The sequence below is a fragment of the Pseudogemmobacter blasticus genome (assembly GCF_003071405.1).
Taxonomy (GTDB): Bacteria; Pseudomonadota; Alphaproteobacteria; order Rhodobacterales; family Rhodobacteraceae; genus Pseudogemmobacter; species Pseudogemmobacter blasticus.
In genome coordinates this window covers 1,237,740-1,259,809 of the sequence record NZ_CP020470.1, presented here as the reverse complement: position 1 = coordinate 1,259,809, position 22,070 = coordinate 1,237,740, and the positions used below count along the sequence as shown (strand labels likewise).

Here is a 22,070-nt window from a genome sequence, read left to right as displayed (position 1 = left end):
GATGCAGTACCCCGACCTTGCCGCCTATCTTGACAGACTGAAAGAAGCCCCGCCCAAGGCGCCCGTCTGCCTGATCATGGCCGAGGATGAGGTCGAGATCACCTCGACGCTGAGCCATCACCTTGCCGCCGGTTTCGGCACGGTGATCCTGCTGACCCCGCCCGAGATCGGCCTGCCCGAAGGGTTCGAGGACCGGGTTCACCATGCCCCGCATGATGTCTTTGCCGAAGCCGCGCTGCCGCGGGCGGTGAACCGGCTGAACGCGGCCCTGCCGGCGGGCACCTGGGTCTATTACTGCTACAACGCGGAATACCTGTTCATCCCCTTCGGGGAATCGCGCAACGTCCGTGAAATGCTGGCCTTCCACACCGAGGAACGCCGCAGCGCCATGCTGACCTATGTGATCGACCTTTACGCCGCCGATCTGGGCCGCTTCGGCAATGCCGTCTCGCTGGAAGATGCGCATATGGACAGGTCCGGCTATTACGCGCAGGCCCGCAAGGATGCCGATCGCAACTGGGAACCGAAGGAGCGGCAGCTAGATTTCCACGGCGGGCTGCGCTGGCGGTTCGAGGAGCATATCCCCTTCAACCGCCGCAAGATCGACCGGATCTCGATCTTCCGCACGGCGCCCGACCTGCGCCTGCGCCCCGACTTCACCTTTTCCGAGGAGGAGTACAACACCTATGCCTGCCCCTGGCACCACAACCTGACTGCGACGGTCTGTTCGTTCCGCACCGCCAAGGCGCTGCGCACCAACCCCGGATCGCGGTTCGACATCGCGACATTCCACTGGCACAACAGCGTGCGCTTCGGCTGGAACAGCCAGCAACTGATGGACCTGGGCCTGATGGAACCGGGGCAATGGTTCTGATCACGGGCTGATTCGTCCGTCTTTCCGGTCCCGGCCGGTCCTGCGGCCTTGAAACATCCTGTGACCGGCGCGGGGCTTCCGGTCCGGCGCGGCGGGCGGTAGGGGGTGTTTGCGCAAACAGGAGTCTCTGCCATGTCCTTGCCCATGCCCCAGGCCGAAGTCAGGCGGGCCCGTGCCGCCGTGGCGGCGATGTTCGCGGCCAACGGTTTCGTCATGGGGGCCTGGGCGCCGCAGATTCCGCTGCTGCTGCCCCGCCATGGCATCAACGAATTCGATCTGGGCCTGCTGATCCTGGGCCTTGGACTGGGCGCGGTCTCGGCCATGCTGTTTGCCGGCCGGCTGATCGGCCGCTTCGGCACCGTGCCGGTGCTGCGCGCCTTTGCCTTCGCGCTGATCCCGACGCTGCCGCTGATCGTGCTGGCGCCGACGGTCTGGCTGCTGGCGCTGGCCATGGCCGCCTTCGGGGCGCTGGCCGGCTGCATGGATGTGGCGATGAACGCCAATGCGGTCGAGGTGGAGCGGCGTCTTGGCCGGGCGATCATGTCCTCCTCGCACGGGTTCTGGAGCCTGGGCGGTTTTCTGGGCGGCACGCTGGGCAGCGCGCTGATCGCCCGCACCTCGGCCGAGGTTCAGGCGCTGGTCACCGCCGCGCTGGTGGCCGCCGTGGTGCTGGTGGCACAGCGCGCCCTGCGCGGAGAGCCGCCGCACCCCCCGCAGCGCGCCGAAGGTCCGGCGCAGGGCCGGCTGCTGCCGCGTGAGCTGGGCATCTGGATTCTGGGCGGGATGGCGCTCTTCTCGATGGTGCCCGAAGGGGCCGTGCTCGACTGGGGCGCGCTCTATCTTCAGGACGAACTGGCGGCGACCACCTTCACCTCGGGGCTGGGCTTTGCCTTCTTCGCCGGGGCCATGGCGCTGATGCGGTTCCTGGGCGATGCCGTGCGCAACCGTTTCGGCGCCGTGCGCACGCTGCGGGCTTCGGCCATTCTCGGGGCGGTGGGTCTGCTGATCGCCGCCGCCGCGCCGGTGCCGGCGCTGGCCATCGCCGGCTTTGCGCTGGCGGGCCTGGGCGTGGCCAATGTGGTGCCGATCCTGTTCTCGGCCGCGGGCAACTTCCCCGGCCATGCCGCAGGGGCCGCGATTTCGGCGGTGACCATGGTGGGCTATGCCGGCATCCTGGTTGCGCCGGGCACCATCGGCTTTGTCGCGGGACATCTGGGCTATCGCCCGACCTATACCGTGCTGGCGGTCCTGCTGCTGGTGGTGGCCTCGCTGGCCGGGCGCACGGCCATGGCCGACGCCCGCCATGCCCCGCCCGGCGCAAACCCCGGTGCCGCCCCCGCGGCCTGACCTTCAGACCAGCCCGGCCACCGCGCCGGTCGCCACCACCTGCGCGAAATCGGCCCCCAGCAGCGCCAGGGTGACCCGCAGAACGGTGTCGGCGTCGATCCGGCCGCTGCCGTCATGGGCCGGGATGTCGAAGCCGATCAGCGCATCGCCCGGCAGGATCACCTGGAAGCCCAGATCGCTGGCCGACCGGCAGGTCGAGGTGACGCAGAACGCCGCCACCGCGCCGACCAGCACGATCCGGCTGATCCCGGCCCGGCGCAGATGCGCGTCCAGCCCGGTGCCGGAAAAGGCCGATGATCCCTGTTTCCAGAACACCGTCTCGCCGGGGGCGGGCAGGGCGCAGGCCATCGGGGCGCCGTCGGGCGTGCCCTTGCGGAAGGGTGCGGTCGGGTCGGGGTCATCGTGATGCACATGCACCACCGGCAGGCCACGCGCCCGGAACAGCGCCAGCAGCGCGGCGACATGCTCTTCCGCCTGCGGATTGGCCCTTGGCCGGCCGGCGCGCGTCCGCGCGGCCATGCCTTCCTGCATGTCGATGACCAGCAGCGCCGTGGTCATGCCACGCCCATGTAATCACGCTTGCCCAGGTCCACCCCGCAATGACGCAGGATGTCATAGGCCGTGGTCAGGTGGAAATAGAACTGGGGCAGGGCATAGAACGACAGGAAATCCGCGCCCGGCAGTTCCATGTCATGGCCGCCCGCCTTGAAGGCCACGGTCCGCGTTTCCGCCCCGGCCAGCGCCTCGGGGCCGAAGCCCGCCAGATAGGCCCGCGCCGCGGCGATGCGCGCCTGCAACTCGGCAAAGCTGGTTTCGGTATCGGGAAAGCCCTGCGGCTCTGCCCCTGCCAGCCGCGCCGTGGGACGGGCGGCAAAGTCGCAGGCCAGTTGCACCTGCCGGGTGAAAGGGAACATGTCGGGGAAAAGGCGCGCCTGCAGGATCGCCTCGGGCTTGATCCTGCGCGCCTCGCAATGCGCCTCGGCCTTGGTCAGGATGGCCGACAGCGCGGCAAGGAAACGGTCAAAGACGGCGACAGACTGGCGGTGCATCCGGGGGGCTCCCTGTTCGGTTGGCCGCACGCTCTGCCGGCGCGCGGCCCCTGTCAAGGGATACCCCGGCCTGCGGCCGGGGCGTGCAGGGGGTCACACCCCCAGGCACCAGCGCATCACCGCCTTCTGGGCGTGCAGGCGGTTTTCGGCCTCGTCGAAGATCACCGAATGGGGGCCGTCCATCACCGCGCTGGTCGCCTCGTCGTTGCGATGGGCGGGCAGGCAGTGCATGAACAGCGCGTCCGGCTTGGCCCGGCTCATCAATTGTTCGTTCACCTGATAGGGCCGCAACTGGTTGTGCCGGCGTTCCTTGGCGGATTCCGGGTCGTGCATCGACACCCAGGTGTCCGTCACCACCAGATCGGCACCTTCCACGGCGGTGAACGGGTCGCGCTGGATGGTCACGCGGCTGCCCTTTTCCCGGGCGAAGGCCACGAACTTGTCTTCCGGGTCCAGCGTTTCGGGCCCGGTGAAGGTGAAGTCGAAGCCGAACTGGCCGGCGGCGTGCAGGAAGCTGGCCGCCACGTTATTGCCGTCACCGCACCAGACCACCTTCTTGCCCGCGATCGGGCCGCGATGTTCCTCATAGGTCATCACGTCGGCCATGATCTGGCAGGGATGGGTGCGGTTGGTCAGCCCGTTGATCACCGGAACCGTGGCATGTTCCGCCATCTCCAGCAGCGTCGCCTCTTCAAAGGTGCGGATCATGATCAGGTCGACATACCGCGACAGCACGCGGGCGGTGTCGGCGATGGTCTCGCCATGGCCAAGCTGCATTTCCTTGCCCGACAGCACCATGGTCTCGCCGCCCATCTGGCGGACGCCCACGTCAAAGGACACGCGGGTGCGGGTCGAGGGCTTTTCGAAGATCAGCGCCACCATGCGGCCCTTCAGCGGGGTCTCGTCATCCGGGGCGCCCCTGGGCCGGCCGTTGCGGGCGGTCTTCATGGCATGGGCCGTGTCGATCATCGCCCGCAGATCGCTGGCGTCAGTCTTGTGAATATCAAGGAAGTGATTCATGTCGCTTTTCTTTTCGGAACCCGGCCGGGGGCGCTGCCCCCGGACCCCCGGGATATTTGAAGACAGATGAAATCAGGCGGCGGTCGGCGTGGCGGCGGCGGCGCGGTCAAGGCGGGCCAGAGCCTCGGCGATGTCGGCGTCGGGGATGTTCAGCGCCGGCAACAGGCGCAGCACATTGTCCGCCGCGGCCACCGTCAGCACGCCCGCGCCATAGCCGGCCTTGACCACATCGGTATTGGCCGCCCGGCATTTCAGCCCCAGCATCAGCCCTTCGCCGCGCACCGCCTCGAACACCTGCAGATGGGCGGCGACCAGCGCCTCAAGCCCCTGGCGGAACAGCGCGGCCTTGCGGCCCACCTCGGCCAGGAAGGCGGGCTGGGAAACGATCTCCAGCACCTTGGCCCCCACGGCGCAGCCCAGCGGGTTGCCGCCATAGGTTGACCCGTGGGTGCCCGCGACCATGCCCTTGGCGGCGCGTTCGGTGGCCAGCAGCGCGCCCAGCGGGAAGCCGCCGCCGATGCCCTTGGCAACCATCATGATGTCGGGCGTGATGCCCGCCCATTCATGCGCGAAAAGCCGGCCGGTGCGGGCCACGCCGCATTGCACCTCGTCGAACACCAGAAGCGTGCCGGTGCTGTCGCACAGGTCGCGCAGGCCCTTGAGGCACTGGTCGGGCAGGGCGCGGATGCCGCCTTCGCCCTGGATCGGTTCCACGATCACCGCGCAGGTCTGGTCGGTGATCGCCGCGCGCAGGGCCTCATGGTCGCCCCATCTGATCTGGGTGAAGCCCGGCATCAGCGGACCGAAGCCCTTGACCATCTTCTCCGACCCCGCCGCCGCGATGGCCCCGGTGGACCGGCCATGGAAAGCGCCTTCCAGCGTGACAAAGCCGGTGCGTTCGGGCTGGCCGTTCTCGTAATGGAACTTGCGCGCCATCTTGATGGCCAGCTCGGCGGTCTCGGTGCCGGAATTGGTGAAGAACACCGTATCGGCAAAGGTCAGGTCAACCAGCATCTCGGCCAGCCGTTCCTGTTCGGGAATCCGATAGACGTTCGACACATGCCACAGCTTCTGCGCCTGTTCGGTCAGCGTCTCGACCAGTGCGGGATGGGCATGTCCCAGCGCGTTCACCGCGATGCCGGCGCCCAGGTCCAGGTATCGGCGCCCGTCCTGCGTTACCAGCCAGCTTCCTTCGCCTTTGACGAAGGCAAGATCGGCACGGTTATAGGTCGGAAGCACGGGCGAAATCATGGGAAAACCCCTTGGATGCGAAGCCCTAGCCCTATGCGGGCGTCAGGCCGGGTGTCAATGTGCGGAAATGCCCTTTGGCGGCCGGGCAGGCCGGAACCGTCGCCTTATCGGCGTCGCAGCGAGATCGAGAGGAGGGCGCTGAGGTTCATGCAGATCGCATAGCGCGGCCGGCGGCGGATGAAAAGCCCCGTTCTGCGCCCTGCGGAAGCGGAACGATTCTTCTGCCGCAAAGGAAAGCCGGCGCGAAAACCGCGCCGCCCTTGCGGCCAGTGCCCCTGCACCTGTAGAATGGCCCCAACCTTCAGACAGTCGGAGAAACAGATGTCCTGGACGGACGAGCGTGTCGAGACGCTCAAGCGGATGTGGGCCGAAGGCCAGTCGGCCAGCCAGATCGCCAAGGAACTGGGCGGTGTCACCCGCAATGCGGTGATCGGCAAGGTCCATCGTCTGGGCCTGTCGAACCGTGTCGGCGGCAAGGATGAGGACGAGGCGAGCGCCCCGGTTGCCCCGGCCGCCGCGGCGGCCCGGCCCGAAGGGGTTACGCCGCTGCGCCCCGAACCGCCCGCGCCGCCCCGGGCCGAGCCGGCCCCGCCGCCGCGCCCCGCGGCCGCCGAACGGCCCGCCGCTGCGGCGCCGGTGTCGAATGTCACGCCGCTGCCCCTGCGCAAGGCCATCGTGCCCGCCGGCCAGCCGCTGCCGCCGCAGCCCAGCCTGAATGAAATCTCGCCCGAGGCCTTGGCTTCGGTGCGCGAGGTGGAGAAGCGGGCCAAGAAGCTGACGCTGATGGAGCTGACCGAACGCACCTGCAAATGGCCGATCGGCGACCCCGCGACCGAGGATTTCTGGTTCTGCGGACTGCCCAGCCTGCCCGGCAAACCCTATTGCGAGGCCCATGTCGGCGTGGCCTTCCAGCCGATGAGCGCCCGCCGGGATCGCCGCCGCTAAGGCGGCGACGCCCGGCAATGGTCCGGCTGCGGGATCGCCGCCGCCAAGGCGGAACATAAGTTAAAACGGCCCTGTCTGGTGCGCACCGGCAGGGCCGTTTGCTTGAAACCCATCCGCCCCGACCGTTTCGCCCTGGCACGGAAGCCAAGGGCGCCCCGGCCGACGCATCCGGCTGCGGCGGCGGGTCGCAGTCGCGCTGGGTTTTTGCAAAATCCTTGGTTTTCAAAGGAATGTCGCCTGTAAGCGGCGGCTTATCTGGGGTGCGGACCTTGGTCGGATTTAGAATTGATCTAAGTCATGGCCTCATCCCGGCCGGTTCTGCCCTTCTTCCCCTGCGCGACAGACCTGGAAAGAGGACCAATCATGAAACGTATCCTGGCTCTTGCCCTTGCAACGACCGCCCTGGCGGGGGCTGCCGCCGCGGATGATTTGCGTGACCGCGCGGCCCAGACCTTCAAGCCGCTGCCGTCCACCGTGCCGGCGGTTGCCGACAACCCCGCCAGCCCCGCGAAGATCGACCTTGGCAAGGCGCTGTTCTTCGATCCGCGGCTGTCGGCCTCGGGCGTGTTTTCCTGCTATTCGTGCCACAACCTGACCACCGGCGGCGATGACAACATGGAAACCTCGGTCGGCCATGGTTGGCAGAAGGGGCCGCGCAACGCGCCCACCGTGCTGAACGCCGTGCTGAACGAGGCCCAGTTCTGGGATGGCCGTGCCGATGACCTGAAGGCGCAGGCCAAGGGGCCGGTGCAGGCGGGCGTCGAAATGGCGAACACGCCGGACAATGTGGTTGCCACGCTGAAATCCATGCCGGCCTATAACGACTGGTTCGCCGCCGCCTTCCCGGAGGAGGTTGATCCGGTCAGCTTCGACAACATGGCCAAGGCGATCGAGGTGTTCGAGGCCACGCTGATCACCCCCGCCCCGTTCGATGCCTGGCTGAACGGCGATGATGCCGCCCTGTCGGATCAGGCCAAGGCCGGGCTGACGCTGTTCCTCGACAAGGGATGCTCGGCCTGCCACTCGGGTGTCAACATCGGCGGGCACGGCTATTATCCGTTCGGTCTGGTCGAAAAACCCGGCGCCGAAATCCTGCCGGTCGGCGACAAGGGCCGCTTTGCCGTGACCGCAACGGCGGATGACGAATATGTCTTCCGCGCCGCGCCCCTGCGCAACATCGCGCTGACCGCGCCCTATTTCCACTCGGGCAAGGTCTGGGATCTGAAGATCGCGGTGCAGATCATGGCCGAAAGCCAGTTGGGCGAGGCCATCACCGACACCGAGGCCGACCAGCTTGTCGCCTTCCTTGACAGCCTGACCGGCACCATGCCGGCCGTGACCCTGCCGGTGCTGCCGGCCGAAACCGCCGCCACGCCGCGCCCGACGACCAACGTCCTGCCGTAAGGCGCAGGTGCACAGACGGGAAAGGGGCGGCCCCCGGGGCCGCCCCTTTTTCATCCGGCGTCCGCGCTTTCAGTTGCCTTGCAGGATGCCGTTCAGCAGCTTGCCGGCTTCCTCGGTCAGCGCGTCCTGCGCCTTGCGCTTCACCGCATCTTCCAGCGATTCGCCTTCGCCCGCAACGATGCCTTCCTTTGCCAGCTTCGCCTCCAGCTCGGCCTTGGCCTTGGCTTCTGCGGCCTTGGCTTCGGCTTTCAGCCGCTCTTCCGCGGCCTTCGCCTCGGCTTCCATCTTCTCGCGGGCGATGGCTTCCAGATCCAGCCGGAAGGTCGGATCGGCCCAGCTTCCGGTGATCCACAGCGGCACCATGACGCCGCCGCTGCCGTCTTCCTTGGTCAGCGCGGTCGGCCGGATGCGATAGTTCAGGTCGCGCTTGCCAAGCCCGATCTCACCCATGCCGGTGGCCGTCAGATAGGGCGCCACCAGCTTGAGGTCGCTGTTCGACAGCACGCCGCCGGCGATGGAGAAGCTGCCCGCGATCCCGTCGAAGATGGTCTTCTGCCCTTCGCCGACATAGCCCGCATCCAGCGTGCGCAGCATCCCCCCGATGTCCAGCCCGCGGATTTCGCCCTTGCCCAGGCTCAGGCTGCCGCTGCCCTTCAGGCCCTGCATGATCTCGTCCACCGAATTGCCGACCCCCAGGAAGTTCAGCGTCAGGTTGCCCTGCGCGATCAGCCTGTCCCAGCCGGCCATGTCCTGCAGAAGCGGCTCCATCCCGATGCCCTTCAGCGCCAGATCGCCGCCGACCGACAGGCCGCCGCGCCCGTTCAGAACGAACTGGCCGGTCACGCTGCCGCCATAGGCCGCCATCTGCCGGATGTCGAACACCGCCCGCGCCCGGTCGATGGTGATCAGCGCGCGGGTCTCGCCCAGCTTGGCCACCCCCAGATCGACAGACGGCGCCACCAGCGCCACCGCCGCATCCATTGCACCCAGGGCCGACACGTCGATCCGGTCCTTCGGCCAGCCCGCGGCCTGCATCCCGCCGCCCGAACCGCCGCCCTGCACGCTGCCGCCCGCCGCACCGGCCAGCACCAGCGGCCCGCTGCGCAACTGGGCCGACAGTTTCGGCCGGTCCTTGCCGGGTTTCAGGTCCAGATCGCCGGTGATCTCATTCGCGTCGGCCACGATCTTCGCCCCGCGCAGATAGGCCGCCCCGCTGCCGTCCAGCGTCAACTGCCCCGCCACCGTCAGCCGGTCGGCCCCGAACCCCGGCGGCGGGGTCGAGATCGCGCTGCCCATCGCCGCGCCCACCGCCGGCAGGTCCGGCAGATCGGCCTCCAGCGTGCCCTCGGCGGCCAGCGGGTTCCAGCCGGCCCGCCCGTCAAACGCCACCCGCGCCTTGCCGGCGCTGGCCTTCAGCGTCAGCGGCACCACCCGCCCTTCGGTAAAGGCCGAGAACACATCCGCCTGCGCCGACAGCGCCACGTTCTGCCCGCCCGACAGCGCGCTCAGCTCCAGCGTGAAGGGGCCGGTGAAATCCGGCACCTTCAGCACCGCATCCACATTGTCCAGCGCGATGCGCCGACCGCTGGCGTGGTCGATATAGCGGATGGTGCCGCCGCTGATCCGGCCTTCCTCCAGCGTGTAGGACTTGCCCACACCCGGCGTCGCCTCGCTGACCTCGCCGCCCGAACCGCCGCCGCCGAACACCCAGTTCTCGCGCCCGTCCCTGGCCCGTTCCAGCAGGATGCGCGGGTTTTCCGCCCGCAGGCCCAGGATGCGGATGTCGCCCCCCAGCAGGGCCGAGGCGTTGATCTCGATCACCAGACCGTCGGCCGCGAACATCGGTCCCGGTTCCTTGGACCAGTCGGCATTGGCCATGCTGACCGGGCCGGTGGTCACGCCCAGCACCGGCCAGAACCGCGGTGTCACCTTGCCCTCGATGGTCAGGGCGCGTCCGGTCAGTTTTTCAAACTGCTGGGCCGCCGCCTGGGCCACCCGCTCGGTCGGCACCATCAGCAACAGCCCCGCGCCCAGAAGCACAAGGATCAGGATCGCGCCCACCGCCCGAAGCAGCCACCGCATCGACGCCTCCACTCGTTTATACTTTTCAAACCATGCTAGGCTGGTGCCCCCCCTTCGGCAAGAACCAGCCACCACCCGCGGCATCAAACCGCCGCGACCTTGCGGCCCCCGGCCGCCAAAGGGCGCGGCGCCGGTGGGGCGGGGTTTCCACGGCTTTCGTCCCCGGCCGGAAACATGCTACGCGCGCCATGATCAAACCAATTTCCATGCAAGGGCTTGGAATGTCTGACTCAGAAATCCGCGGCGCGCAGACCATATCGCCGATGTCATTTGTTTCGCTGATCGGGATCTATGCCGCGGTCTTTGCGGCGATGATCGCCCTCCTGCTGCTCATCACCCATTTCGTCGAGGTCGGGAATTCCGCAATGGGCGTCATCCTCACCTTCGTTGCGGGGATGAGCACGGCGCAGATCTGGGTCATGCGGGAACGCGCCATCCCTGCCGGCGCCCGCCAGTGGCGCCTTGCGCTGGCCTGCGGCCTGCTGGCAACCGCCGTCATGGTCGGCATCGCCGCGCTTGGCTTTGCCGCCGACGATCGGATGATGCGCGAAATCGGGGCCGAAGACCCGATGGTCTTCGTTGCCCTCGGCCTCGGGACTGCCGTGTTCAACATCCTGCTCATCCGCCTTGGCCTGCGGTTCGGCGCGCGGCAGTCGATGAAGACCCTGCCCAAGGGCTGAATATCCTGTCCCCCCCCGGCGCCGGCCCTCAGTTCCGGCTGACCGGGCGCGATCGCATCCGCGCCACCGTCTCGCGTTCGGCGCGCTTGCACAGGTTTGGCGGCAGGCCGCGGTCGATCAGGTCCATGTCGGCCAGCACCATCTCGCCCATCCGCTGGAAGGCCACGTCCAGCGCGCCCGCCCGGTGGGCGCTTTTCAGCAGGCCGGGCAGGGCGCGCGCCCGGTGATCGCGGGGCAGGGGCTCTTCGGGCCAGACATCCGTCGCTGCCACGATCCGCCCGCTGGCCACCGCCTCCAGCAGCGCATCGAAATCCACCACATCGGCGCGCGACAGCAGGATGAAGGCCGCGCCGGGGCGCAGCGTGGCAAAGGCCTCCGCGCCCAGAAACCCGCGGTTTTCAGAGGTGACCGCAGCCGTGACGAAGACCACATCCGCCTCGCGCAGCGCCGTCGGCAGGTCTACCGGCCGCGCCCGCGCCTCGCGGATGCGCGCTTCCGGCAGCCAGGGATCATGGATCGACAGCCGCGGCCGGAACCCCGCCAGCACCCGCGCCAGCGCCCGGCCCAGATCGCCGAAGCCGATGATCGACACCTCGGCCCCGGTCAGCAGCCGCGCCTGTGCGTTGCCGTCCCCGCCCCACAACTCGCGCCCGGCGCGGAAATCCGCCTCGGCGCCGTGGATGTTGCGCAGCAACGACAGCGCGAAGCCCAGCCCGATTTCCGCCACCGGCTCGGCAAAGACGGCCCCGGTCGTCACCACATGAATGCCGCGGGCAAAGGCGGCGTCATAGGGCATGTTCGGCAGCAGGTTCGATTCCACGTTGAAGATGCAGCGCAGCCCGGTCATCGCGGCAAGGGTGGCCTCGCTCAGCGGCGGCTGGCCGATGATGTAGCGCGCCTCGGCCAGCACCGCGGGCGGCAGCGTGGCCAGTTCCTCATCCACCGTCTCGACAAGGCGATAGCGGGCGCGCAGCCCGGCCAGACGCTCGGGCGTGAAGATCAGGTCCAGCGTCCGGGGCAGCGGACAGGAAATCACCAGCGGTCGGGAATCGGTCATGGTCTCCACCTCCGGGCGAAACCCTAGCCGCCCCGGGCCCCGCCGACCAAGCCCGAACGGCGCATCCCCCTCGCAGCCGGTCCGGTGTCTTCCCCTTGGTCCAAATACCCCGGGGGGAAGGGCCTTTGGCCCGCGGGGGGCAGCGCCCCCCGTCCTGCGGCGCCCCCTATCCCCGCCCCGGGCGCTGCGATATATGCGGCGCATGACCCAGAACCCGCCCGATCTTCGCCCCGACCTTGCCCGCGCCCGGCTTGCCGCCGACCCCGCCCGCCCCGGCCAGCCCCGGATCGGCATGGTCTCGCTTGGCTGCCCCAAGGCGCTGGTGGACAGCGAACGCATCCTCACCCGGCTGCGCGCCGAAGGCTATGCCATCAGCCCCGATTATCAGGGCGCCGACGCGGTGATCGTGAACACCTGCGGCTTCCTTGACAGCGCCCGCGCCGAAAGCCTGGACGCCATCGGCGAGGCGCTGCGCGAAAACGGCAAGGTCATCGTCACCGGCTGCCTGGGCGCCGAGCCCGAGATGATCACCGGCACGCACCCCCGCGTGCTGGCCGTCACCGGCCCGCATCAGTATGAGGCCGTGCTGGATGCCGTCCATGCCGCCGCCCCCCCGGCGCCGAACCCCTTTGTCGATCTGCTGCCCGCCACCGGCGTTTCGCTGACGCCCCGGCATTACAGTTATCTCAAGATCTCCGAAGGCTGCGACCACGCCTGCAAGTTCTGCATCATCCCCGACATGCGCGGCCGCCTGGTCAGCCGCCCCGCCAGGGCCATCCTGCGCGAGGCGGAAAAGCTGGTCGAGGCGGGGGTGAAGGAACTGCTGGTGATCAGCCAGGACACCTCGGCCTATGGAACCGACTGGAAGGGGCGCGACGAGAAGTTCCCGATCCTCAGCTTGGCCCGCGATCTGGGCAGCCTGGGCGCCTGGGTGCGGCTGCATTACGTCTATCCCTATCCGCATGTGCGCGATCTGGTGCCGCTGATGGCCGAAGGGCGCATCCTGCCCTATCTCGACATTCCCTTCCAGCACGCCCACCCCGACACGCTGAAGCGGATGGCCCGCCCCGCCGCCGCCGCCCGCACCCTGGACGAGATCGCCGCCTGGCGCCGCACCTGCCCCGACATCGTGCTGCGCTCGACCTTCATCGTCGGCTATCCCGGCGAGACCGAGGCCGAATTCCAGACCCTGCTGGACTGGCTGGACGAGGCGCAGCTCGACCGCGTTGGTGCCTTCCGCTACGAGAACGTCAAGGGCGCGCGGTCGAACGACCTGCCCGACCATGTGCCCGAAGAGGTGAAGGAAGACCGCTACGCCCGTTTCATGGAAAAGGCGCAGGCGATTTCCGAGGCGAAGCTGGCGGCCCGCGTCGGCAGCCGGATCGAGGTGATCGTGGACGAGGTGGATGCCGAAGGCGCCACCTGCCGCACCAGGGCCGATGCCCCGGAAATCGACGGCAACCTGTTCATCGACGAAGGGTTCGAGGATCTGCGGCCCGGCGACAGGGTGACGGTCGAGGTGGACGAGGCCGCCGATTACGATCTTTGGGGCCGCCGCGTCTGACGGCTGGCCCGGGGCGGGGGCGCTGCCCCCGCACCCCCGGGATATTTGCGGACAGAGGAAAGGGCAGGGGCTTTCTTCCCCATGCCAGCGCCACGCGCGCCGGTCTGGCCAGAACCGGCCCGCCATGGCATGAGGCGGCATGACCGACCTGCCCGTCACCGCCATCCTGCCCGATCTGCGCGCGGCCCTTGCCACGCGCGGGGCTGCCGTGCTGCAAGCACCACCCGGGGCCGGCAAGACCACCGTGGTGCCGCTTGACCTGCTGGCCTCGGGCCTGTTTTCCGGCCGCATCGTCATGCTGGAGCCGCGCCGCCTGGCTGCCCGCGCCGCCGCCGAACGGATGGCCGAAACGCTGGGAGAGCCGGTCGGCCAGCGCGTCGGATACCGCATCCGGGGCGAGGCGAAGGTTTCGGCCGCCACCCGGATCGAGGTGGTGACCGAGGGCATCCTGACCCGGATGATCCAGTCCGACGCCGAATTGCCCGGCGTGTCCTGCGTGATCTTCGACGAATTCCACGAACGGTCGTTGCAGGCCGACCTTGGCCTTGCGCTGGCGCTTGAGGTGCGGGCGGCGCTGCGGCCCGATCTGGCGCTGGTCGTCATGTCGGCCACGCTGGACGCCGCGCCGGTGGCGGCGCTGATCGGCGACGCGCCCGTGATCACCGCCGAAGGCCGCGCCTTTCCGGTGGAAACCCGCTGGCTGGCCCGGCCGGTGGATGCCTCGCTGCGGTTCGAGGCGGCGGTGGCCGGCCTGTTGCGGCAGGCGCTGGAGGAAACCGAGGGCGGGGTTCTGGTCTTCCTGCCCGGCGAGGGCGAAATCCGCCGGGTCGAGGCGCAGATGCAGGGCCTGCCCGGCCTGACCCTGCGGCCGCTGTTCGGGGCGATGGACTTTGCCGCCCAGCGGGCCGCGCTGGCCCCGGCGCCAGGGCGCAAGGTGGTGCTGGCCACCGCCATTGCCGAAACCTCGCTGACGCTGCCCGACATCCGTGTCGTGGTGGACGGCGGCCGCGCGCGGCGGGCGCGGTTCGACCCCGCCTCGGGCATGTCGCGGCTGGTGACCGAGCGGGTGACCCGGGCCGAGGCCGAACAGCGCCGGGGCCGGGCCGGCCGGGTGGCCGAGGGCATCTGTTACCGGCTGTGGACCAAGGGCGAGGAGGGCGGCCTGCGGGCCTATCCCCCGGCCGAGATCGAGGCGGCGGACCTGACGCCGCTGGCGCTGGAACTGGCGCTTTGGGGGTCTGACGCGCTGGCCTTCCTGACGCCCCCCGCCCCCGGCCCGCTGGCCGAGGCGCGGGCGCTGCTGGCCGGGCTGGGCGCGCTGGACGGGCAGGGCCGCATCACCCCGCATGGCCGGGCGCTGGCGGCGCTGCCGCTCCATCCGCGGCTGGCGCATATGCTGATGGTGGCCGGGCCGGCGGCGGCCCCGCTGGCCGCCCTGCTGGAAGAGCGCGATCCGCTGCGCGGCGCGGGGCCTGACCTGATGCTGCGGCTGAAGGCGTTGGATCGCCCCCCCGCCGAGGCGCATCGCGCCACCATCGAGCGTATCCGGGTCGAGGCGAAGCGGCTGGCCCGCGCGGTGCCGCAGGGCACGCAGGCGGGGCTGTCCGTGGGGGCGATGGCCTCGCTGGCCTATCCCGACCGGATCGGGCTGCGCCGCAAGGGCGAGGCGCCGCGTTACCTTTTGTCCGGCGGCAAGGGGGCGCTGCTGCCCGAAGGCACGCCGCTGGCGAAGGCGCGGCTGATCGTGGCCACCGACCTGGACGGCGACCCTCGCGAGGCGGCGGTGCGGCAGGCGGTGGAGCTGGAGGAGGCCGACCTGCGCGCGCTGCACGGCGCGGCGATCACCTGGCGCGAAACGGTGGAGTGGGACCGCCGCACAGGCCGGGTGCAGGCGCGGCGGCAAGAGGTGTTCGGCGCGCTGGTGCTGGACGACCGGCCCTGGCCCGAGGCCCCGCCCGAGGCGCTGGCCCGTGCCGCGCTTGAAGGCTTGCGGGCGCTGGGCCTGCCCTGGACACCCGCCGCCCGCCGGCTGCGGGCGCGCATCGCGCTGGCCCGGGGCGAGGACTGGCCCGAGGTGACCGAGACCGCCCTGCTGGACAGCGCCGAAGACTGGCTTCTGCCCTATCTTGACGGCAAGCGCAGCGCGGCCGATCTGGCGGCGCTGGACCTGACCCAGCCCCTGCTGGCCCGCCTGTCGCACGGCCAGCGGTCCGAGTTGGACCGGCTGGCGCCCGCGCAGTTCACCACGCCGCTGGGGCGCGCGGTGCCCATCGACTATGACGGCGACCACCCGTCGATCGAGGTGCGCCTGCAAGAGATGTTCGGCGTGACGCGGCACCCGACCGTGGGCCAGCACCGCCTGCCGCTGCGGGTGACGCTGCTGTCCCCGGCCCAGCGGCCGGTGCAGGTGACGCTGGACCTGCCCCGGTTCTGGGCCACGTCCTATGCCGATGTTCGCAAGGACATGCGCGGACAGTATCCGCGCCATCCCTGGCCGGACGATCCGACCCAGGCCGAACCCACGCTGCGCGCCAAGCCGCGGGGCACCTGACCGGGGGCCCGGCAATGGCTTGAGCGGGGCAGGGTTTCGGGGTAGGGGCGGGGCATGGACAGTCTGGTCGAAACGGTGATCGAGGATGCGCGCTGGCAGGCTTTCGGGCTTGATCAGGCGGCCGAACGGGCGGCGCGTGCCGTGCTGGCGGGGCTGGGGTTGCCGGAAGCGGGTTTCCAGATCTCGGTTCTGGGCTGCGACGATGCCCGCATCGCGGTGCTGAACGCCGATTTCCGCGGCAAGCCGCAGCCGACGAACGTGCTGTCCTGGCCCTCAGACGAACGCGCCGCCGAGGTGATCGGCGCCGAGCCGGAACGCCCCGAACCGGGCGCGCCGGACGATCCCGAATCCCTGGGCGACATTGCCATCGCCTGGGAAACCTGCGCCCGCGAGGCCGGGGAACAGGGCAAGCCCATGGCCGACCATGTGCTGCATCTGATGGTGCATGGCGTGCTGCATCTCTTGGGCTATGACCATGTCGAGGACGAAGATGCCACGCTGATGGAGGCGCATGAGGTGCGCATACTTGCGCAGCTTGGTGTTTCCGACCCATATTGAGACGCGCCCGCAAGACGGGTGCGTTCTGGACAAAGGACAGATGGGCAGTAGCAGCGATGGGTCTTCCGCCGCGCCTGAGGCGCAGCCGCAGTTGACCGACGAACCTCCGGCAGAACCCGCGGGACGCGGGTTTTTTGGCCGGCTCCTTTCCGCGTTCACCCCGAACAACGATTCCGAAACCGCAAATCCCGCCGCCCCAGCGCCGGGAATCGCCACTTCGCCGGGCCTTGGGGCCCTGCGGCGGATGCGGGTGGATGACGTGGCCATTCCCAAGGCCGAGATCGTGGCCGTGCCGCTGGACATCGGCAAGGACGATCTGGTCGAGGTGTTCCGGGAACACGGGTTTTCCCGGGTGCCGGTCTACAAGGGCACGCTTGACCATCCGCAGGGCCTTGTCCTGCTCAAGGATCTGGCCTTGCAGCACGGCTTCGGCCAGAGCGGCCGCTTCAGCCTGAAGCGCCTGCTGCGCCCGATCCTTTACGCGCCGCCCTCGATGCCGACCGGCGTCCTGCTGCAGAAGATGCAGAAAGAGCGCGTCCATATGGCGCTGGTGATCGACGAATACGGCGGGGTCGATGGTCTGGTCACCATCGAAGACCTGATCGAGACCGTCATCGGCGAGATCGAGGACGAGCACGACGAAGACGAAAGCGCGCTGTGGAAAGAGGAAAGCCCCGGCGTGATCCTGGCCCAGTCCACCGCCCCGCTGGAAGAGCTGGAACAGGCGCTGGGCCTGCAACTGCGCACCGGCGAGGATGATGACGAGATCGACACCATCGGCGGGCTGGTCTTCCTGCGCACCGGCCGCGTGCCGGCGCGGGGCGAGGTGGTCGATCACGAAAGCGGCGCGCAGATCGAGATCGTCGATGCCGATGCCCGCCGCATCAAGCGGCTGCGGTTGCGGCTGCCCGGGCGCGGCACGGCCCCGGCCGAGCCCTGACCGCCATGCGCCCCGGCCAAAGAACGGCGCTGCGGGATGCGGCGCTGGGGGTGGCGATTGCCCTCGGGCAGGCGCCTCTCGGGCTTTGGCCGGTGGCGCTGGCCGGGTTGGCGCTGGCGCTGTGGCGCATGGCCTCGGCGCCCACGCCCGGCGCGGCCTTTCGCCGGGGCTGGCTGATCGGGGCGGGGCATTTCGCCTTTGCGCTAAGCTGGATCGTCCAGCCGTTCTTCGTTGATCCCTGGCGCCATGGCTGGATGGCGCCCTTCGCGATTCTGGGCATCGCCTTCGGGCTGGGCCTGTTCTGGGGGGCGGCCGGCTGGCTGGCCCGGCGGCTGGGCGGCGGCGCGGTCACCGTGGCGCTGGCCTGGTCCGGGGCGGAACTGGCGCGCGGCCTTGTGCTGACCGGCTTTCCCTGGGCCTTGCCCGGCCACATCTGGACCGAGACGCCGCTGGTTCAGACCGCCGCGCTGATCGGGGCCAACGGCCTGACGGCGGCCACGCTGCTGGCGCTGGCGGCGCCGCTGGCCTGGGGCCGGCGCGGGCTTGCGGTGCCGGCGCTGGTGCTGGCCGTGGCGGGCGGCTGGTCCTGGCACCGGCTGTCCCTTCCCGAACCGGCAGCGCCCGGCGGCGTGGTGCGGCTGGTGCAGCCCGACATCGCCCAAAGCCTGAAATGGGACCCGGACGAGGCCCGCGCCAATTTCGACATCCTGCTGGCCCTGTCGGCCGATGCGCCGGCCGACCTGATCGTCTGGCCCGAAACCGCCGTTCCCTTCCTGCTGAACGAAGGGCAGGGTGCGGCGCTGGCCATGGCGGCGGTGGCGGGCGGCACGCCGCTGGCCGCCGGCATCCAGCGGGTCGAAGGCGATCTGGGCTGGAACAGCCTTGCGGTGATCGGGCCGGGCGGCAGCATCACCCCGGTCTTCGACAAGATCCACCTTGTCCCCTTCGGCGAATATGTCCCCTTCGGTGACTGGGCCTATGAAACCTTCGGCCTGCGGGCCTTTGCCGCACAGACCGGCGCGGCCTATGCGGCGGGCACCACCCGCAACGCGGTGGCGCTGTCGCCGCGTACCGGCCTTGCCCTGCCGGTCATCTGTTACGAGGCGATCTTCCCCGAAGAGCTGATTGCCGCGCCCCGCGCCGACTGGCTGCTGCAGATCACCAATGATGCCTGGTTCGGCACCCTGACAGGCCCCTATCAGCATCTTGCCCAGGCGCGGCTGCGTGCCGTGGAACTGGGCCTGCCGCTGGTGCGCGTGGCCAATACCGGCGTGTCGCTGGTGACAGACGCGCGCGGTCGCACCGTGACAGACCTGCACGGCGCCCCCGCCCTTCTGCCGCTTGGCGCGCGCGGCACGCTTGATGTGTCGCTGCCCGGGCCGCTGCCCGCCACGCCCTATGCGCGCATCGGCGATTGGCCGCTGGCCCTGCTGTTGCTGGCGGGGCTCGTCCTGGCCGGTCTGGTCCGCCTGCGGCGCGATGGCGCTTGATTGTTGTATCTGTGGCGCGTAAGTCCGCCGCTATCGAACTGTCACAACGGCTTCCTGGCGTGACGGGGATCAACCAACGGAGCACTTCCCAATGACCCGCAAGAACTATGTCTTCACTTCCGAGTCCGTCTCGGAGGGGCACCCCGACAAGCTGTGTGACCGCGTTTCGGATGCCGTTCTGGATGCTTTCCTGACGATCGAACCGAACGCCCGTGTCGCCTGCGAAACCTTCGCAACGACGAACCGGGTCGTGGTGGGCGGCGAGGTTGGCCTGTCCAGCAAGGAAAAGACCCATGAGATGATGCAGCGCATCGACGGCATCGTCCGCGAATGTGTCCGCGACATCGGCTATGAGCAGAAGAAATTCCACTGGGAAAAGATCAAGATCCACAACTACCTGCACGAACAGTCGGCCCATATCGCGCAAGGCGTGGACCGTGACGGCGCAGGCGATCAGGGCATCATGTTCGGCTACGCCACGCGCGAGACGCCCGAATACATGCCGGCCCCCATCCAGTATGCCCATGCCATCCTGCGCCGCCTGGCCGAGGTGCGCAAATCCGGCAAGGAACCGACGCTGGGCCCGGATGCCAAAAGCCAGCTCACCCTGCGCTATGTCGACGGCAAGCCGGTCGAGGTGACCTCGATCGTGCTGTCCACCCAGCACACCTCGAAGCGGCAGACCTCGAAGGTCATCCGTGGCATCGTGGAACCCTATATCCGCGAAGTCCTGCCCGAAGGCTGGCTGACCAAGAAGACCGAATGGCACGTCAACCCGACCGGCACCTTCGTGATCGGCGGCCCGGACGGCGACGCGGGCCTGACCGGGCGCAAGATCATCGTCGATACCTATGGCGGCGCGGCCCCGCATGGCGGCGGCGCCTTCTCGGGCAAGGACCCGACCAAGGTTGACCGCTCGGCCGCCTATGCCGCGCGCTATCTGGCCAAGAACGTGGTCGCCGCCGGTCTGGCCGACCGCTGCACCCTGCAGGTCAGCTATGCCATCGGCGTGGCCAAGCCGCTGTCGATCTATGTCGATACCCATGGCACCGGCCAGGTGGACGAGGCGCAGATCGAACGCGCCGTGATGGAGGTGATGGACCTCACGCCCCGTGGCATCCGCACCCACCTGAACCTGACCCGTCCGATCTACCAGCGCACCGCGGCCTATGGCCACTTCGGTCGCGCGCCCACCGAGGACGGCGGCTTCAGCTGGGAAAAGACCGATCTGGTCGAGGCGCTGAAAAAGGCGGTCTGATCCGCCCGCGACCCGTAACCCGGACTTGTAACCCGGAGAGGGCGCCCCGACCGGGCGCCCTTTTCCTTGGCCCGCAGGACACAGCCATGACGCTTCCCCCCGGCGCGATCCGGCTTGACGATGTGGTCCGTGACCGCGGCTCGCGCTATGCGGTCAGCGGCGGCCCGGTGCAGGGCCGCGCCGGGATTGATGCCTTCCTGACCGGGCTGAAGCGCGAGAAACGCTTTGCCAAGGCCACCCACAACAGTTGGGCCGCCGTGCTGTCGGACGGTGGGCCGATGCGCAACGATGATGGCGAATCCGGCGCCGGCGCGGTGATCCTGCGGATGCTGGAACGCGAAGGCCTGACCGATCATGTCGTGGTCGTCACCCGCTGGTATGGCGGCACCCATCTGGGCGGCGACCGCTTCGCCCATGTGGTGACCTGCGTGCGCGCCTGGCTCGACGCATGGCGGAAGGCCCGCTAATCTGCCCGTCTCGGAGCAGGGGAGGGCGCCGGTCATGGAATTCCTACGGGGCGAGGCACGCCGCTTCGCCAATACGGTGATCTGGAGCTGGGACGGCTGGCGCGCCGCCTGGGCCAGCGAAAAGACGCTGCGGCAATGGACGATCCTGAACATCGCCTCGGCCGCCCTGGCGTTCTCGCTTGACCTGACGGCGGGCGAACGCGCGGTCATCCTGGGGCTGGGCCTGCTGGTGCTGGCGGCGGAACTGCTGAACACCGCGATCGAGGAGGTGGTCGATTACATCTCGACCGACACCCACCCCCGCGCCCGCAAGGCCAAGGATTGCGGCAGCGCCGGCGTCGCGCTGGCGGCCCTTGCGGCCGGTGTCGCCTGGGTGGTGATCCTGATCGGCTGACCTGCTGACCGGAGCCGCCCTTTCATCTGTCCCCAAATATCCCGGGGGTGCGGGGGCAGCGCCCCCGCTCGCGGCTGGCCGCACGTCACTTCCTCTGGCACTTCGCCGCGCGGTCGGGCAGAAACCGGCAAGGTCGAAGGAGGCGCGGCATGGACATCGCAGGAACGGCGGCGGCGATCCGGGGCGGCGACCGCAGGGCGCTGGCCCGCGCGATCACGCTGGTGGAAAGCGGCCGCGCCGATCACCGGGCGCAGGCGGTGGCGCTGCTGTCCGCGCTGGGCCGCGACCGGCAGGCGCTGCGGCTGGGGCTTTCCGGCACGCCGGGCGTCGGCAAATCCACCTTCATCGAAGCCTTCGGGATGCTGCTGGTCGAGGCCGGGCTGCGTGTGGCGGTGCTAGCGGTCGATCCGTCCTCGGCCCGGTCGGGCGGCTCGATCCTGGGGGACAAGACCCGGATGGAACGGCTGTCGCGCCACCCCGCCGCCTTCATCCGCCCCTCGCCCAGCCAGGCCCAGATGGGCGGGGTGGCCCGCCGCACGCGCGAGGCGGTGGCGCTGTGCGAAGCCGCCGGGTTCGATGTGGTGCTGATCGAGACGGTCGGCGTCGGCCAGTCCGAAACCATGGTGGCCGAGATGTGCGATCTGTTCGTCCTGCTCATGGCCCCGGCGGGCGGCGACGAATTGCAGGGCGTCAAGCGTGGCATCATGGAGATGGCCGACCTGATCCTGGTCAACAAGGCCGATGGCGACCTGCTGCCCGCCGCCACCCGCACCGTGGCCGATTACGCCGGCGCGCTGCGCCTGTTGCGCCGCCGCCCGCAAGACCCCGACGGCTTCCCCAAGGCAATGCCGGTCAGCGCGGTGTCCGGCGCCGGCCTGGCCACCGCCTGGGCCGAGATGCAGACGCTGGCCGACTGGCGCCGCGCCCATGGCCATTGGGACGGCCGTCGCGCCGATCAGGCCGGCTACTGGTTCACCCAGGAGGTGCGGCAGGGCCTGCTGGCCGTGCTGGACCGCGAACCGGCCAGGGGCGTGATGGCCCGGCTTGCGGCCGAGGTGGGGCAGGGCACCCGCCCGCCCGAAGCGGCGGCGGCCGAGATGCTGGCCCTGCTGGGGCGCGGCGCCCCCGGCGGCTGACCC

At 69.5% G+C, this 22,070-nt stretch carries 20 protein-coding genes and 1 riboswitch; of the genes, 14 read left to right on the top strand and 6 right to left on the bottom strand.

Annotated features, from left to right (window positions below; translation table 11 throughout):
• The first annotated feature begins 1 nt into the window (after position 1).
• Together B6K69_RS06105 and B6K69_RS06100 are read left to right on the top strand one after the other, a co-directional pair.
• Entirely contained in the window at positions 2-874 is an 873-nt protein-coding gene (locus B6K69_RS06105) for a glycosyltransferase family protein (RefSeq protein WP_108643155.1), read from the top strand.
• A 132-nt stretch (positions 875-1,006) separates the two neighbouring features.
• A complete protein-coding gene (locus B6K69_RS06100; RefSeq protein WP_164681896.1) occupies positions 1,007-2,221 on the top strand; it encodes an MFS transporter in 1,215 nt (404 codons plus the stop codon).
• A gap of 3 nt (positions 2,222-2,224) precedes the next feature.
• Here the strand turns inward: B6K69_RS06100 and B6K69_RS06095 are convergent, their stop codons facing one another.
• The 4 genes from B6K69_RS06095 to B6K69_RS06080 form a co-directional block, all read right to left on the bottom strand.
• On the bottom strand, positions 2,225-2,779 hold the full coding sequence (locus B6K69_RS06095) for a cysteine hydrolase family protein (protein WP_108643154.1): 555 nt from the start codon (positions 2,777-2,779) through the stop codon (positions 2,225-2,227).
• Positions 2,776-3,270, bottom strand: a complete 495-nt coding sequence (locus B6K69_RS06090) for a DUF1993 domain-containing protein (protein WP_108643153.1) — start codon at positions 3,268-3,270, stop codon at positions 2,776-2,778. Before B6K69_RS06090 ends, B6K69_RS06095 begins: the two co-directional genes overlap by 4 nt.
• Positions 3,271-3,363: 93 nt before the next feature.
• Positions 3,364-4,290, bottom strand: coding sequence for an ornithine carbamoyltransferase (gene argF / locus B6K69_RS06085; RefSeq protein ID WP_108643152.1), 927 nt, complete (start codon positions 4,288-4,290; stop codon positions 3,364-3,366).
• Between the two features lie 72 nt (positions 4,291-4,362).
• Positions 4,363-5,541, bottom strand: a complete 1,179-nt coding sequence (locus B6K69_RS06080) for an aspartate aminotransferase family protein (RefSeq protein ID WP_108643151.1) — start codon at positions 5,539-5,541, stop codon at positions 4,363-4,365.
• 321 nt (positions 5,542-5,862) lie between these two features.
• On the opposite strand from B6K69_RS06080, the gene B6K69_RS06075 reads away from it, so the two are divergent.
• Positions 5,863-6,486, top strand: coding sequence for a GcrA family cell cycle regulator (locus tag B6K69_RS06075; RefSeq protein ID WP_108644803.1), 624 nt, complete (start codon positions 5,863-5,865; stop codon positions 6,484-6,486).
• A 363-nt stretch (positions 6,487-6,849) separates the two neighbouring features.
• Positions 6,850-7,890, top strand: a complete 1,041-nt coding sequence (locus B6K69_RS06070; protein WP_108643150.1) for a cytochrome-c peroxidase — start codon at positions 6,850-6,852, stop codon at positions 7,888-7,890.
• Positions 7,891-7,959: 69 nt separating this feature from the next.
• Here B6K69_RS06070 and B6K69_RS06065 read toward each other — a convergent pair whose 3' ends face one another.
• Positions 7,960-9,972 (bottom strand): AsmA family protein, encoded by a 2,013-nt coding sequence (locus B6K69_RS06065; protein WP_164681895.1) that lies wholly within the window; start codon positions 9,970-9,972, stop codon positions 7,960-7,962.
• A gap of 263 nt (positions 9,973-10,235) precedes the next feature.
• On the opposite strand from B6K69_RS06065, the gene B6K69_RS06060 reads away from it, so the two are divergent.
• Positions 10,236-10,652 (top strand): ABZJ_00895 family protein, encoded by a 417-nt coding sequence (locus tag B6K69_RS06060; RefSeq protein WP_164681894.1) that lies wholly within the window; start codon positions 10,236-10,238, stop codon positions 10,650-10,652.
• Positions 10,653-10,680: 28 nt separating this feature from the next.
• Here B6K69_RS06060 and B6K69_RS06055 read toward each other — a convergent pair whose 3' ends face one another.
• The gene (locus B6K69_RS06055; RefSeq protein ID WP_108643147.1) at positions 10,681-11,709 is read right to left on the bottom strand and encodes a hydroxyacid dehydrogenase; all 1,029 of its coding nucleotides are present in this window, start codon (positions 11,707-11,709) and stop codon (positions 10,681-10,683) included.
• 193 nt (positions 11,710-11,902) lie between these two features.
• On the opposite strand from B6K69_RS06055, the gene rimO reads away from it, so the two are divergent.
• The 9 genes from rimO to meaB all read left to right on the top strand — a co-directional run bounded on the left by rimO (position 11,903) and on the right by meaB (position 22,067).
• A complete protein-coding gene (gene rimO, locus B6K69_RS06050; RefSeq protein ID WP_108643146.1) occupies positions 11,903-13,273 on the top strand; it encodes a 30S ribosomal protein S12 methylthiotransferase RimO in 1,371 nt (456 codons plus the stop codon).
• A gap of 139 nt (positions 13,274-13,412) precedes the next feature.
• Positions 13,413-15,824 carry an ATP-dependent helicase HrpB gene (hrpB, locus tag B6K69_RS06045; RefSeq protein WP_108643145.1) on the top strand — a complete coding sequence of 804 codons (2,412 nt, stop codon included), beginning with the start codon at positions 13,413-13,415 and terminating at the stop codon, positions 15,822-15,824.
• A gap of 54 nt (positions 15,825-15,878) precedes the next feature.
• Entirely contained in the window at positions 15,879-16,382 is a 504-nt protein-coding gene (ybeY, locus tag B6K69_RS06040) for an rRNA maturation RNase YbeY (protein ID WP_107674732.1), read from the top strand.
• A 40-nt stretch (positions 16,383-16,422) separates the two neighbouring features.
• Complete coding sequence (locus B6K69_RS06035) at positions 16,423-17,322, top strand: transporter associated domain-containing protein (RefSeq protein WP_107674734.1); 900 nt, start codon at positions 16,423-16,425, stop codon at positions 17,320-17,322.
• A gap of 5 nt (positions 17,323-17,327) precedes the next feature.
• A complete protein-coding gene (lnt, locus tag B6K69_RS06030; RefSeq protein ID WP_108643144.1) occupies positions 17,328-18,812 on the top strand; it encodes an apolipoprotein N-acyltransferase in 1,485 nt (494 codons plus the stop codon).
• 35 nt (positions 18,813-18,847) lie between these two features.
• Positions 18,848-18,896, top strand: a riboswitch (SAM-SAH riboswitch).
• A 7-nt stretch (positions 18,897-18,903) separates the two neighbouring features.
• Complete coding sequence (metK, locus tag B6K69_RS06025) at positions 18,904-20,070, top strand: methionine adenosyltransferase (protein ID WP_108643143.1); 1,167 nt, start codon at positions 18,904-18,906, stop codon at positions 20,068-20,070.
• A gap of 86 nt (positions 20,071-20,156) precedes the next feature.
• Positions 20,157-20,537, top strand: a complete 381-nt coding sequence (locus tag B6K69_RS06020) for a YigZ family protein (protein WP_107674740.1) — start codon at positions 20,157-20,159, stop codon at positions 20,535-20,537.
• A gap of 34 nt (positions 20,538-20,571) precedes the next feature.
• A complete protein-coding gene (locus tag B6K69_RS06015) occupies positions 20,572-20,931 on the top strand; it encodes a diacylglycerol kinase (RefSeq protein ID WP_107674741.1) in 360 nt (119 codons plus the stop codon).
• Between the two features lie 149 nt (positions 20,932-21,080).
• A complete protein-coding gene (meaB, locus tag B6K69_RS06010; RefSeq protein WP_108643142.1) occupies positions 21,081-22,067 on the top strand; it encodes a methylmalonyl Co-A mutase-associated GTPase MeaB in 987 nt (328 codons plus the stop codon).
• The last annotated feature ends 3 nt before the right edge of the window (positions 22,068-22,070 follow it).